General features: G+C 60.0%; 13 protein-coding genes. All 13 read right to left on the minus strand.

What is annotated here, in order from left to right:
- Positions 1 to 31 precede the first annotated feature (31 nt).
- The 13 genes from NAI64_RS02030 to NAI64_RS02090 all read right to left on the minus strand — a co-directional run bounded on the left by NAI64_RS02030 (position 32) and on the right by NAI64_RS02090 (position 12,527).
- A complete protein-coding gene (locus tag NAI64_RS02030) occupies positions 32 to 349 on the minus strand; it encodes an ArsR/SmtB family transcription factor (protein ID WP_269297273.1) in 318 nt (105 codons plus the stop codon).
- A 349-nt stretch (positions 350 to 698) separates the two neighbouring features.
- Complete coding sequence (locus NAI64_RS02035; RefSeq protein ID WP_269297275.1) at positions 699 to 2,222, minus strand: hypothetical protein; 1,524 nt, start codon at positions 2,220 to 2,222, stop codon at positions 699 to 701.
- 189 nt (positions 2,223 to 2,411) lie between these two features.
- Positions 2,412 to 3,092: a tetratricopeptide repeat protein gene (locus tag NAI64_RS02040; protein WP_269297277.1), complete on the minus strand. Its 681-nt coding sequence runs from the start codon at positions 3,090 to 3,092 to the stop codon at positions 2,412 to 2,414.
- 82 nt (positions 3,093 to 3,174) lie between these two features.
- The gene (locus NAI64_RS02045) at positions 3,175 to 3,591 is read right to left on the minus strand and encodes an EamA family transporter (protein ID WP_269297278.1); all 417 of its coding nucleotides are present in this window, start codon (positions 3,589 to 3,591) and stop codon (positions 3,175 to 3,177) included.
- A gap of 173 nt (positions 3,592 to 3,764) precedes the next feature.
- Positions 3,765 to 5,129 carry a sensor domain-containing diguanylate cyclase gene (locus NAI64_RS02050; protein ID WP_269297280.1) on the minus strand — a complete coding sequence of 455 codons (1,365 nt, stop codon included), beginning with the start codon at positions 5,127 to 5,129 and terminating at the stop codon, positions 3,765 to 3,767.
- Positions 5,130 to 5,222: 93 nt separating this feature from the next.
- Positions 5,223 to 5,636: a rhodanese-like domain-containing protein gene (locus tag NAI64_RS02055; protein ID WP_269297282.1), complete on the minus strand. Its 414-nt coding sequence runs from the start codon at positions 5,634 to 5,636 to the stop codon at positions 5,223 to 5,225.
- 34 nt (positions 5,637 to 5,670) lie between these two features.
- On the minus strand, positions 5,671 to 6,339 hold the full coding sequence (locus tag NAI64_RS02060; RefSeq protein WP_269297284.1) for a YdcF family protein: 669 nt from the start codon (positions 6,337 to 6,339) through the stop codon (positions 5,671 to 5,673).
- A gap of 57 nt (positions 6,340 to 6,396) precedes the next feature.
- A complete protein-coding gene (locus NAI64_RS02065) occupies positions 6,397 to 6,867 on the minus strand; it encodes a cyclophilin-like fold protein (RefSeq protein ID WP_269297286.1) in 471 nt (156 codons plus the stop codon).
- A 96-nt stretch (positions 6,868 to 6,963) separates the two neighbouring features.
- Entirely contained in the window at positions 6,964 to 7,245 is a 282-nt protein-coding gene (locus tag NAI64_RS02070) for a DUF5334 family protein (protein WP_269297287.1), read from the minus strand.
- A gap of 667 nt (positions 7,246 to 7,912) precedes the next feature.
- Positions 7,913 to 8,476 carry a hypothetical protein gene (locus NAI64_RS02075; protein ID WP_269297289.1) on the minus strand — a complete coding sequence of 188 codons (564 nt, stop codon included), beginning with the start codon at positions 8,474 to 8,476 and terminating at the stop codon, positions 7,913 to 7,915.
- 150 nt (positions 8,477 to 8,626) lie between these two features.
- Complete coding sequence (locus tag NAI64_RS02080; RefSeq protein WP_269297291.1) at positions 8,627 to 9,481, minus strand: SDR family NAD(P)-dependent oxidoreductase; 855 nt, start codon at positions 9,479 to 9,481, stop codon at positions 8,627 to 8,629.
- 198 nt (positions 9,482 to 9,679) lie between these two features.
- Positions 9,680 to 10,513, minus strand: coding sequence for a thymidylate synthase (locus NAI64_RS02085; protein WP_269297293.1), 834 nt, complete (start codon positions 10,511 to 10,513; stop codon positions 9,680 to 9,682).
- Positions 10,514 to 10,583: 70 nt separating this feature from the next.
- On the minus strand, positions 10,584 to 12,527 hold the full coding sequence (locus tag NAI64_RS02090) for a tetratricopeptide repeat protein (protein WP_269297295.1): 1,944 nt from the start codon (positions 12,525 to 12,527) through the stop codon (positions 10,584 to 10,586).
- Positions 12,528 to 12,823: the final 296 nt, after the last annotated feature.

Raw genomic sequence — 12,823 nt, forward strand, 5'->3', positions numbered from 1 at the left:
GTTGAATAGCCAAATAAAGGGTAAAAATTTTTCATGAGAGCTGGTACAGTCTGTCGGCTGCGCGTTGCCGGATGGTTTGGGCGGTACATTGCAGGAATTGGCCCAGACAGGTCATGGCAAGGCGGTAGTAGATGTTGGTGCCACGTTTTTCGGATGTGACGATACCTGCCGACTTGAGAACGGACAGGTGTTTGGAGACGGTTGACATGTCGTCGCCGACGAGTTCGCGCAGTTCGCAGACGCATTTTTCTCCGTCGCGCAGGGCGTCCACCATCGTCAGGCGGCTGGGATGGCCCAGTGCCTTGAAGATTTTGGCCTGTTCGGTGATGTAGGGACGGTATTCGGTCATGGACGGATGCAGTCGGTGTATCGTTATTTGGCAATTTAGCCAAATAACAGGGGCGTGTCAAGCGGTTCGGACAGGACGATGTGCCGGAAAGCGGTGAAAGCGTGGATGAAAAGGGGGGCGGAAGTGGACGGGGAAAACGTGCCGGTCAAACGGGATACGTGATGACACAGATGGGAGATGCCGGGCTTGCCGTTTCGGCCGGGGACGGGACTCGAACCGGCATGGCCATTGCCACTATCCCCTCAGGATAGCGTATCTGCCGGTTCCACCCCTTGGCGGCAGGAGGGAGTATAGACAAAGGGCGGTGCAGGCATGTTTTTTTCAGGGCTTTTTCCGTTTCCGCCGTGCCTTACGGGCGTTTGTTTTTTACGTCTGTCTTCAGGGACCAGTACGGCGGTTTGATGTCCTCGCCCGTGCAGGCGAGAAATTCCTGATAAGGGAACCTCTTTTCGCCTTCTAAGGCAGAGAGCATGCCGAAAAAGCAGCGTCCGTCCGGGCTCATGATGGCGTCCTGGATTCTCCGGTCCGGAGGAAGAACAAGCCCGAACGAGGCCAGATAGTCCCGGAGTTTCCACGCGTTGCGATGCTGGCGGGGAGTCGGGATGTCCTCGTTCCAGATGCACATTTCGCGATCCTGATTGTAAAGGACGATCTTGCCGTCGTCGCTGATGTCTCCCAGGTGCAGCGGTCCCGCATAGCCGGAATCGTCGGCAATGGGGATGGCCCCGCCCTTGTCGTCCAGCCTGGCCAGCAACCTGGGACCACTCGGCAGCGCCCTGTCACGGCTTATGTCCGGCCGGTATGGCTTCAGCCAGATATAACACAGGTTATAGCGCGCGTCGAAGTTCGGCACGCAGTGGCTGATTTCATCGACGTGCCAGTTACGGAGCATCGGGCTTTCGGGGGAGAGTCGCTTCTCCTTTTGCAAAGCGGCTATTTCCGCGTCGGTATAGAGGCGGTTGTCCATCGCATACTTGCTTCTCCCCCAGCGGAACAGGGGGCTGTCCGGATCGCCCGCCCGGAGGATGGTGCGTTCTTCATCGGGAGTGCCGTCCGCGACGGCGCCGCCGAAGGTCAGCTGTCGGTTTTTGCCGGTTTCGAGATTGAAAACGGAACTGTTGCGCGCATGAAAGCGTATGATTTTTTTCCCGTCGCGGCTCATGATTCTCTGGGGAAGCTCTCGCTCGTTCATGAATCGGGGAAGTTCTCTGTAGCGTGTTCCTTCCCGGATGAACCACAGCGGCCTGTTGAAGACATAGCCTCTTTCCATGGCCTTTTTGCCTTGCGGTGTTCCGATGAACCGATCCCATTCTTCCCCGGGAGCGTCAGGCAAGGGTGCGCCGGGGACGGGTTCCTTTCCCTGGCCGAAGGCAACGCGGCCGTCGGCCGACAGGCCGCGCCAGTTCACGTCAATCAGCCCGTGCCGGGACATGAAATGTTTTTTGCCCTTGTAATGCCAGATAAAGCCGGCCTGTGCCCACGTCTGACTGTAGCCGGCGGGATGGGTTTGGTCGTCGCGTGAGAGAAAGCCTGTCATGGTGCGGCCGTCGTCGCCCAGAAAGACGCCCATGCCGTAGTCCGGTCTTGGGACCGGGATGCGAACCATGCCGAAATCCCGGCTCCAGACAAAGGGCTGACTTTCGATGATGCCGGTGACGGCGCGACATCCCGGGGCGATGGCCCGGAGTCGGCCGGTCCGTTCGTCAAGAAGCGGCGTCATGTCCATGATGAAGCCCTTCGGAGGCGACAGGGCAGCGGGCGTGTCGTCGGCGGCCGTGCTGTCTCCGGCGGTCAGGGAAAGCATCGGGAGCGTTAACAGGGCCAGACCTGCCAGCCGGATCCATCGACTGCCGGAATGAAGGAAATGTTTCATGTTCTTCTCCTCCTTTGTCTGGTGTGGTGCGATCCGCCATCGGTGTGTATCCGCAAAGCATAGGCGGGATCAGCGGATGGGGTCAATCCGTGCAACCGGGAAAGTGCGCCGGTCATTCCTGCCAGCAGGCGTGGCGGGGGCGGTGCGGGAAATGGGACGAAAGTGGATGACGGGAGCGGATGCGACCGGTCAGCGGGATGCGGGTTTGCCTGCCGGTGCGGTGTCGAGTGTTTTGGCCGGTGTGGCGGTCGGCGGGGTGTCGGGCGGTGTCTGGTCGGGGGTGCGGCAGGTCGCCAGCCAGGTGCGGATATTGCCGAGATCGGTGGGGTGGCCGTCGCCGGAAAAGCAGGAGAGAAGCCGGGTGGCTTCTTCGGTGCCTTGCGAGGAAGCCATTTCGAGCCATTGCCGTGCCTTGTCCATGTTTTCGCGGCTGAGGTTTTCGTTGAGCAGCAGGCGTGCCATGCTGATCTGTGCATCGGCGTTGCCCTGTTGCGCGGCTTTTTCGAACCATTGCATGGCTTGCGTGAGGTCGGCGGATGTGCCGAGTCCGTCGCGGTAGAGTGCGCCGAGGCTGGTTTGTGCGTCTGCCAGTCCGCGCCGGGCGGCTTTTTCGATCCAGAAGCGGGCTTCCTTGTAGTCTTGCGGGACGCCTTCGCCCTTGAGGTAGAGCAATCCGACGTTGAACTGGGCGCGCGCGTCGCCGTTGTGGGCACGTGCGAGTTCGGTCGCCGGATCCGAGGGGCGGACGGCGGCCGTTTTGTCGGGAGATGTCGCCTGTTCGCGCTGGCAGCCGGCAAGAGAAGCCATGGCCGATATCACCAGCAGGCTGGTGGCAAGCAGGGCGGCCGGTTTTCCGGAAGAAAAGAACATGGCTCTCTCGTGGTCGGTAAAGAATGTTATTGTAAACCTGAAAACGTTTTCCGGTGTGTCCGGCTGCTGCCTTCCTGAGGTTTCATTTCGTCAGCAAAACGAGGCTGCCGCCGGCGATCATGAGGCCGCCCGCGATGGTGCGCCAGGTGAGCGGTTCCTTGAGGATGATGCAGGAGAGGATGATGGTGATGACGACGCTCAGTTTGTCGATCGGGGCGACGAAGGAGACGTTGCCGTTTTGCAGCGCCTTGAAGTAGAACAGCCAGGACAGGCCGGTGGCGACGCCGGAGAGCAGCAGGAATATCCAGGTGTTTCGGCCGATGCTGCGGATTTCTCCCAGATGGTTGCCTGCCAGTACGATGCCCCAGGTCAGAAAGAGGATGATGAGGGTGCGGATGGCGGTGGCGAGGTCGGCGTTGATGTCCTTGACGCCGAGTTTGGCGAAGATGGCGGTCAGGGCGGCGAAAAACGCCGAGAGCAGGGCGTAGGTTTTCCACATGGCGGTATCCGTTTCGGGTGGTATCGGATGCGTCGGCCGGTGCAGGATGGGCGGCGCGTTGTCGTGAGGGTCACCTGCCGTTATATACCGGCGGTTCCGGACGCGCAAGGGGAAAGGGATGCGCACGGAATGCCCGTTCATGCATGACGGGGCAGGAATGGCTTTTCCCGGGGTTACTGGAGTCTTAGCCGGGTGTCGGACAGGTCGATGGTCGTACCGGTTTTCGATTCGATCCAGTGTTTGATGGTGCCGAGGTTCGAGGGGCGGTTTTTCGCCTTTTCCTCGATCATTTGCCGGTCGGCTTGTGCGATCAGGGCGCTGATCGGGGTTTTTTGCCGTGCGCAGGCCAGTCCGAACGAGATGAAAACCGGCATGGTATCCGGCGCGTTGTTGTGCATGTTCATCACGGTCCGGATGCGTTGCAGGACCTTGCTGGCGGCTTCTTCGGGACAGCGCAGCAGCAGGATGATGAATTCGTCGCCGCCGGTACGGGCGACGATATCGTTGGCGCGGGTGCCGTGCCGGATGAGGGTGGCGGCGGTTTGCAGCAGGATGTCGCCGGTGGCGTGTCCGAGATGGTCGTTGACGAGCTTGAGGCCGTCCATGTCGCCGTAGATGATGCTTAAGGGATAGTGTTCTTCATGCAGGCGGGCGAGCTGGTCGTCGAAGTAGAAGCGGCTGTACAGTCCGGTCAGGGTGTCGTGGTTGATGAGGTGGGTCAGGGATTCCTGACGGTTGCGCAGTTCGGTGATGTCGGTATGCAATCCGATGATGCGCAGGGCTTTGCCGTTGCGGTCGCGCGCGATGATCTTGCTGCGTCCCAGCATCCATTTGTAGTCGCCGTGGACGGTACGGAAGCGGTAGATGCATTCGTACATGTCGCCGTGCGCGGGACTTTCGATGAGTTCACGCTGCCGGTTGATGGCGATATCGAGGTCGTCGGGATGGATGCGTTTTGTCCAGCTGTCGATATGCGGCGGGAAATCGGCGGGGATGTAGCCGCACATGGCGAGATAGCGTGGGCTGAAGTAGGCTTCTCCGGTCGCCGGTATCCAGTCGAGGATGCCGTCGCGTGCGGCCTCAAGCGCGAGGCGCATGCGTTCGTGTTGCATGGCGAAATCATGAACGAGCGCGTCGGCGGTGTTGCGGTCGATATGCATGCCGGTGATGCGGGTGGCTTTTCCCAGGGCGTCGCGGCTGACGACGAAGGTGCACAGCAGGACGGGCAGATAGTCTCCTGTCGCGGTTTTGAGCCGGAGCCGGATGATCTGGCGTTCTCCGGCCGCGGGGGAGGCGGCAAGGGCATCCTGTTTTGCGATGACGGGTTGCAGGTCGTCCGGATGGATCAGGGCGTGCCAGGTCGCGATGTCTCGCGCGTAGCCGTCGGCGGGATAGCCCAGCATGGTCAGGAACGTGTCGTTGAAATGAAATTCGCCGGTTGGCGGTTCCCATTGCCAGATGCCGTGGTTGGTTTTGAGCAGGGCGTCAAGCAGCGAGAAGATGTCGTCCGGTGTGGGGAAAGCGGCGGAATGTGGCATAGACGTAATCGGATCAGGCTGGCGTTATTTGTCGGATTTTCGCCGCTTTTGCGCCACTGCGGCAGGCAGCGTGAAAGCGGCGGGTCTGGTTTGTCAGAGGAACTCCCAGGTTCCGTCCGGATGATAAACCGGTGTGCCTTGCAGATACCACAGGTTCTGGCGTTGCGGCTGTGCCTTCATGATGATGTCGTAGGCGATGCCGGCTCGCCGGCCGGTACGGCAGACGATGAGGACGGGGCCCTCAGGCAGTTTGTCGAGGTTTTGTTCGATGACTTCGACGGGAATGAGTTTCGCGCCCTTGATGTGGTTCGTGTCGTATTCTTTTTGTGTCCGCACATCGACGATGGCCAGTTTTTTGCCCTGCGAGGCGATGAGTGCCTTGGCTTTTTCCGGAAGCAGCGGTCCCGATTTCGGCAGGGGGTCTGCGGCGTGCGCCAGACCACACAGCGAGATGAACAGGGCGATCATGAGGGCGTACAGCCCGTGACGGTTTAACGTGCGTTGCATAATGCCTCCGGCTGGTCAGATAAACAAAATGACGTCACTGTTTATTGTAACGGCAGATGGAGAAAAATGCCGTATTCCGGTGCGGTGTGATGGCGGAAGTGTTGTCTGAACGAGGCGTTTCGGACAATCCTTTCGGGTACAGGAAGTAGCCGATCATGTGCCAGGTTTCCTGGATGAGGAAAGAGAGCTTGGCGCTCATGCTTTCGTAACGTGTCGAAGGGGTGGGGGACGACCAGGCGGTGATGCCGATGTCGCCTGCGATTTGCATGGCGCGCTTCATGTGGATGGGATCGCTGACGATGAGGGCGGTTTTCAGCCCGTTGGCGTCCATGAGGGCTTTCGCGTTGATGAGGTTTTCACGCGTGGTCAGCGAGGATTCCTCGATGAGGATGTCGTTTTCAGGAATGGCGTGACGCAGGGCGTAGCGCCGTGCGACGTAGGCTTCCGAAAACGGTGCGTTTTTCGATTTGCCGCCGGTGAGGATCAGTTTGCCGACATAGCCGTTTTCATAGAGCCAGATGCCGTGGCGGATGCGTTCCTCGAAGACGGGGGACGGGCGCTTGTACCATGCCGCAGCGCCGAGGATGATGGCGGCGTCGGCGCTTTTTTTCTGGTCGACGGTCGAAAACAGGGCGATCGAGCAGGCGGTATAGGCCAGAAAGACGATCACGGCGGCGAGCAGGATCTTGATGCTTCTTTTCATCGCGCTATTGTACCGCGCCTGTGCGTTTCCCGTGCGCGCGGGCGCGTTGTGACGGTGTTACCGGACTTCTTCGGCGATCCTGACGTGTCCGAGGGACCCCTTGAGTTTTTTCAGGGCGGAGATGTCGCCTGTGATTTTGCCCAGCGGCACGCCGTCGGATGCCATTCTCGGTTCGTCGCCGATGCTGGCGGGGGTCGGGCCGAAAAAGATGCACAATGCGTTGCCGGCGGGCCAGAGGGCGACTTCGCCGACTTCGAACACGTCGCGCATGGCGTCGCCTGTCGTGTCGATCCGTCCGGAAAGTTCACCGTAGTATTCGTTTCCCCAGCTGTGCATGCGGATGGTTTGCGGCAGATGCCTGCGCAGGCTTTTCACGGCTTGCGTATCGTACAGTTCGACGGGAAAGGATGTGGTGCCGATGGTGATGATCATGGTGGTGTTTCCTTGCGGGTTGGCCTGTGCGACCGGTGGCAGGCCACAGGCAAGCCAGAGGCACAGGGAGATGAGGATGTTCCGGGTTCGTCTCATATGTCGGCCGTTTGCGTGTGGCGACGGCCGACATGATAGCGCATGCGGTGCGGGGCGTGCATGCATTCATGCGATGCCGGCGGCATGCATGCGGGGTTATTTGCTGAGGCTTTCCATGATGAATGTGCGGTCTTCGCCGGTGTCGATGTCATAGACTTCGAATTTCACGTCCTTGCCCTGGCTGGAGATCCGGTAGATTTCGACTTCATGGTAGGCGTTGTTGCCGTGGTCGAATATTTCGATGATGCCGTTTTTCCGGATTTTGTTGCGCTTGGAGGTGATTTCGACTTTTGTGCCGGTGGAAGGTTCGATGCCGTCCCACCATGCCAGCGCGGTGGTCAGCGGGAGCGACAAAAGAATGAAGAGCAGTTTTTTCATGATGTCGATGATGTCGGAATGTCGGGGTTTGCGGATGTGTTCCGGGCAGTTTTTATGATAGCAACAAATCGTGCCGTTTCCCTGTGTATGTGTTGTTTTCGAAAAGGATGGGGTGTCCGGGATGTATTCGCCGGATCGGTGTGGATGATGACAGATAAATGGAGATGAAGGCGTTTTGTCCTGATTTGCCTGCAAATGACGGAAGATGTGTTGTGCCGGCGAAAAACGGAAACGGTGGCGGTATGGCACGGGGCCGGATGGCGGTGTGCCGGATAAACGGGAATGGTGAAATTGCTTTCCGGATGGGCAATGGGGGCAAGTTGTTGTCGGGCAAGGGAAAAACCGCGCTGTTCACGGACTTGTCCACAGAAAACGGGGATAAGGCCGCTGCCGTTTCCCTATGTGTGGAACAGGCCGGATGGCGGGGAAGGTGTCGCGTTTCGAGGGATTTTTCGCGCTGGCATGATGGCGACGCATGCGGGGCGGCGACAGGTTCGAGGGCGTTTTGGGCGGTATGCGGGGATGGTGCTCGTGGCAGGGCGGACCGGGCGGTTCATGCGCTTGCCGGCGCATCCGGTTCGTCTGTCGGATACGGGTTTTGTGCGGGCAACCGTGACGGGGGGTGCGAAGGTGCCGCGCCTTTGCGGGCGCGGCACAGGAAACGGGGTTATTTGCCGGGTTTGCCCGTTTTGCCGGTTTTGGCGGCGTCGGCCGGGGTTTCCTTGCGGAAGTTGCGGTTTCTGAGCTTGCGCAACAGGAAGTACTGGATGACCCAGATCAGGACGATGATGACGGCGGTGCTGAGAAAGAGAACCTTGCGCATGAAGGCACGGTCGGCGGCTTCTTTCGGGTCTTCGGCGACGGTGGCTTTTTCGTACATGGGGGCCGGGACTTTTTCGGCGCCGGCGGTTGCTGCATCGGCCGGTTTGGCGGCGTCGGCGGTTTTCGCTGCGGTCTTGCCTCCGGCTTTGGCAGTCTTGTCGGCCTTGTCGGTCATGTCGACGGCCGGTGTTTCGTCGGCATAGATTTCGTCGAGGGCTTTCAGGGCTTCTTCATGACCTTCTTTCGCGGCTTTTTCCAGATAGGGGACGGCTTCGCGGTATTTTTTGGCCTGGTACAGTTGCATGCCTTGCGAGAGGTCGTCGGCATGGGCTGCCGGGAAGGGGCTGATGGCGATGAAGGTGATCGAAAAAAGCAGGCAGAGGATGAACGACAGTGGCTGTTTTGGCATGGTGGCGGCTCGTACACAAACAAAAGGTGCCGCAACGGATGACCGGGCAGCACGGGGAAAAAAGCTATTTTATCAAACTTGTGCGTGTGCGGGCAGGCCTTTTCGGCTTTGTTCGTGAAGTCGCATGTGGAGCCTGCCGCGCGGGCCGGTTCATTCCGGATAGTTGGTGTCGATGGCGACGGGTTCGATGCTTTCCATGTCGGCCTGTATTTTCCGGATTTGCCGGGAAGCGACCTTGTAGGCGTCGGGGCCCAAAAACAGGTGCAGCGGCGGGGCGGCCATTTCGGAGACGGAAAGGATGATTTCCGCGCCGCGTACCGGGTCGCCGATCTGCTGGTGGTTCATTTTTTTCAGCAACATGTGGAAAGCTTCGCGTTTTTCGGCGTAGGCGGGGATGGCGGAATCCTCGAATCGCATGGAGTCGGCCAGAAAGTCGGTGCGGAAGTTGCCGGGTTTGACGCAGGTGACGCGGATGCCGAAGTCGGCCAGTTCGTCGCGCAGGGATTCGGACAGGCCGGAGACGGCGAATTTGGAGGCGCAATAGATACCGCTGCCCGGAAAGCCGGTGAAGCCAGCCATAGACGAGAGGTTGAAGATGTGGCCGGAGCCTTGTGCGCGCATGTAGGGCAGGGCATGGCGGATGACGTTCAAAGTGCCGAAGAAGTTGACGTCGAATTCCTTGCGGACGAGCGCATCGCTGATTTCTTCCACATAGCCGAACTGGCCGTATCCGGCGTTGTTGACGACGACGTCGAGCGTGCCGAATTTGGCGACGGTTTTGGCCAGCGCGTCACGGACGGAGTCTTCGTTGACGATGTCGGTTTCAAGGGGCAAAAACCGGTCGCTTTCGCGGCCTGCCGCCAGGACGAGGTTGGCGAGTTTGCGGGTGGTCGCGGCGACACGGTAGCCTTTTTCGAGGAGCAGACGGGTCAGTTCCAGTCCGAAACCGCGTGAGGCACCGGTGATGAACCAGACTTTTTTGTCAGTCGGGCGGGTGTTTTCCATGGGTGTTTCCTTGCAGGGTGGAGGTTGAGGGATTTTTCCTGAAAGTGTAACGGATTCGGCTATTGTCCGGGGGCTTTTGCTGCGTGTCTTGCCTGTTTTTTCGCACGGGCGGACATGCCGGAAGACAGACAGGATGCACAGGTGCGAGGCATGGGCGTCGCACGGCATCGCGGGCGGGGATGCGGCGCTGCAGGGGGTTCAGACGGCGATGGGGGCGGCGATGGCCGGGTGCGGATCGTAGCCGGTGATGGTGAAGTCTTCGAAGGTGTAGTCGAAGATGGACGGTTTGCGCCTGAGCGTCAGGCGCGGCAGCGGCCGCGGTTCGCGCGAGAGCTGGAGTTTCGCCTGTTCGAAGTGGTTTTTGTACAGGTGCAAGTCTCCGATGGCATGGATGATGTCGCCGGGTTCGAGGTCGCATTGCTGGGCGATCATGTGGGTCAGGAACGCGGTCGAGGCGGTGTTGTAGGGGATGCCCAGAAAGATGTCGCCGGAGCGCTGGGTCATCATGCAGGAAAGCCGTCCGGCGGCGACCTGGAACTGGTACATGACATGGCAGGGTGCCAGCGCCATCTTGCCGTCACGGACGTTGTCTTGCGGGGATTTTTTTTCGCTTGGCAACAGCGCGACGTTCCATGCGCTGATGATGTGGCGGCGGCTGTCCGGGTTGGTGCGGATGGAGTCGATGACGGCGGAGACCTGATCGTAGATTTTGCCGTCGGAACCTTCCCATGCCCGCCATTGTGCGCCGTAGATCGGGCCGAGGTCGCCGTTTTCGGTTGCCCATTCGTCCCAGATCGTGACCTTGTTGTCATGCAGGTAGCCGATGTTCGTGCCGCCCTGCAAGAACCAGAGCAGTTCGCAAACGATGGAGCGGATGTGCAGGCGCTTGGTGGTCAACAGCGGCAGGCCGTTTTTCAGGTCGTGGCGCATCATGCGGCCGAATACGGCGCGGGTGCCGGTGCCGGTGCGGTCGCCCTTGTCGATGCCGGTTTCGAGTATTTCTTTGAGCAGGTTCAGGTATTGGCGTTCCATCGTGCGGTCTGTCGGGGTAAACGGGAAAACATGCATTGTAGCGTATCCGGATGCGAGGATGTATCCGGCATCATGACGGTGTCGCGGGCTGTGTCGCCGGTACTGCGGGCGATTCGGGCGCAGTGGCTGGCGCAGGAGCGGCAGGTGTCGCGGGTTTCGCGGGGGCGGCGGTCAGTTCGTCCAGTTTCGCCAGCGCTTTTCCGGCTTCGCGGTGGCCTGCGGTGCGGGCGGCTTCGAACCAGAAGCGTGCACGGTCGTTGTCGCGTGCCACGCCGTTGCCGTTGGCGTAGATCGTGCCGAGCAGAAAGCAGGATTCGGCGTGTCCGGCGTTGGCGGCGCGGGTGAAATAGCGGATGGCCTGTCTGACGTTTTGTTCGACGCCGACACCGACATACAGGATGCTGCCATAAAAATAGCTGGCGTCGGTATAGCCGCTGTCGGCGCTTTGCTTAAGCCAGTCGGCGGCTTCGGCGGCCTGTTCTGCGGTCGGTTTGCCGGCAAGCAGCGAAAGTGCGAGATGGTATTGCGCGGGGGTGTAGCCCTGTTGTGCGGCTTGCCGGAACCAGTGGCGGGCTTTTTCTGCGTCGGGTGATGTGCCGCGTCCCTTGGCGATCATGAGGGCGTACTGGTCTTGCGCATAGGGGTCGTTTGCCCTGGCGGCTTTTTCGAACCAGAACAGGGCGCGGGTGTCGTCTTTGGGTTTGCCGATGCCCGTCAGGTGCAGGTAGCCCAGCGACGCCATCGAGCGGATATCCCCGCCGGAGGCGGCTTTTTCAAACCATGCGGCGGCTGCCACCGGGTCGGCGGGCATGCCGTCTCCCTTGAGCATGAGGTATCCGAGGGTGTATTGCGCAGGATGGAAGTTGTTGGCGGCAAGTTTTTCAAAGCTTGCGATGGCGCGCGCCTTGTCGGCGGGGCCGCCATGTCCCGCGAATTGCAAGAGGGCGAGCTGGTAGGCGGCATGCGGGTGTCCGGCTGCCGCGGCTTTTTCAAACCATTTCCATGCGGCGGTATGGTCCGGCGCAGGCAGTCCCGTGCCGTTTTTCGCCATCATGCCGAGTTCGAACCATGCGGCGGCATCGTTTTGCGCGGCGGCTTTTTCCAGCCATTGCCGGGCTTGCGCCGGATCGGCGGGAATGGTTTTGCCTCGCAGATACAGGATACCGATGGCGGTCATGGCGGGGGCGTAGCCGTCGGAGGCGGCTTGCCCGAACCATTGCATGGCTTTTTGTTCGTCGGCGGCGACGCCTTCACCGGCGGCGGTCATGCTGCCGAGTTGCCATGCGGCGACGGGATGACCGGCTGCGGCGGCTTGCGAAAACAGGGCGATGGCTTTGGCGGGATCGCGTTCGACACAGATGCCCTTGCGGTAAAGCATGCCGCGATCGGTTTGTTCATTGGGGTTGGCCGTTTCGGGATTGGCTTCGAAAATGGCGACGATACCGGCACAGCGTGCCGCCAGCGCTTCTTCCGTTTCCGGCATGTCGTTTGCGACGGCCCGGCCTTCTTCCTGCACGGTTTGCCGTTCGGGGCGTGTGCCGGACGCTTCTTCACCGGTTTTTGCCGGAGCGGCAGGTGCGGATGGTGTGACGGCAGCAGGTGCGGATGGTGCGGCGGCAGCGGGTACGGTTGGCGTTGCGGTAGCAGGTGCCGCAGGTGTCACGGTGGCAGGTGTGGCCGTTGCGGCTGGTTCGGGTGCTGGCTGGTTTTCCGGTCCGTCGTATTTGAGGATGTCTTCGCGGGTATCGACGGCTTTGCCTGATGTGATGGCGTCGATGAGGGTGCCGAACGGGTTTCCGGGCGAGGTATCGGGTTTGTTGTCGTATTTGAGGATATCCTCGCGGGTATCGACGGCCTTGCCGGATGTGATGACGTCGATGAGGGTGCCGAATACGGACGGGGTGTTTTCACTGGCAGGCGTTGTGGTGCCATGTGTGCTGTCGTCGGCGTGACTGGTCAGGTGGGCGGCTGAAAGGGAGAGTACGGCCAGAAGCAGGATAAATCGGCGCAACATAAATCCGGAAAGGGTGGAAATGACGTTTTCATGTTAGTTCGAAAGTTTTTCTTTCGCAACGGGAAGTGTTCAGGATAAGGCAATACACGGATTTTTTGTGACGTGGAGGGCGTGGACGGAGGCAGGCTGTCCGGAATGTCGGTGGGGTGTTTTCTGATGTGTGTCAATGTATGACCGGATACAGGGAAAACGGCTTTTGCGATGGCGAACTTTTCGTGATTCGCCTTTATCAAACGGAACGTTATCGATATTTCAGTTCAGTTTGACAAATCGCTGCCGGCGGATGGTTTTCGCTG

This window comes from Oxalobacter paeniformigenes, assembly GCF_027158465.1.
Lineage (GTDB): Bacteria > Pseudomonadota > Gammaproteobacteria > Burkholderiales > Burkholderiaceae_D > Oxalobacter > Oxalobacter paeniformigenes.

Bases quoted from the DNA above. Each gene is read 5' to 3' on its own strand.
- NAI64_RS02055 (WP_269297282.1), bottom strand. From the start codon at position 5,636: ATGCAACGCACGTTAAACCGTCACGGGCTGTACGCCCTCATGATCGCC.
- NAI64_RS02070 (WP_269297287.1), bottom strand. From the start codon at position 7,245: ATGAAAAAACTGCTCTTCATTCTTTTGTCGCTCCCGCTGACCACCGCG.
- NAI64_RS02065 (WP_269297286.1), bottom strand. From the start codon at position 6,867: ATGAGACGAACCCGGAACATCCTCATCTCCCTGTGCCTCTGGCTTGCC.
- NAI64_RS02030 (WP_269297273.1), bottom strand. From the start codon at position 349: ATGACCGAATACCGTCCCTACATCACCGAACAGGCCAAAATCTTCAAG.
- NAI64_RS02060 (WP_269297284.1), bottom strand. From the start codon at position 6,339: ATGAAAAGAAGCATCAAGATCCTGCTCGCCGCCGTGATCGTCTTTCTG.
- NAI64_RS02090 (WP_269297295.1), bottom strand. From the start codon at position 12,527: ATGTTGCGCCGATTTATCCTGCTTCTGGCCGTACTCTCCCTTTCAGCC.
- NAI64_RS02075 (WP_269297289.1), bottom strand. From the start codon at position 8,476: ATGCCAAAACAGCCACTGTCGTTCATCCTCTGCCTGCTTTTTTCGATC.
- NAI64_RS02045 (WP_269297278.1), bottom strand. From the start codon at position 3,591: ATGTGGAAAACCTACGCCCTGCTCTCGGCGTTTTTCGCCGCCCTGACC.
- NAI64_RS02035 (WP_269297275.1), bottom strand. From the start codon at position 2,222: ATGAAACATTTCCTTCATTCCGGCAGTCGATGGATCCGGCTGGCAGGT.
- NAI64_RS02080 (WP_269297291.1), bottom strand. From the start codon at position 9,481: ATGGAAAACACCCGCCCGACTGACAAAAAAGTCTGGTTCATCACCGGT.
- NAI64_RS02050 (WP_269297280.1), bottom strand. From the start codon at position 5,129: ATGCCACATTCCGCCGCTTTCCCCACACCGGACGACATCTTCTCGCTG.
- NAI64_RS02040 (WP_269297277.1), bottom strand. From the start codon at position 3,092: ATGTTCTTTTCTTCCGGAAAACCGGCCGCCCTGCTTGCCACCAGCCTG.
- NAI64_RS02085 (WP_269297293.1), bottom strand. From the start codon at position 10,513: ATGGAACGCCAATACCTGAACCTGCTCAAAGAAATACTCGAAACCGGC.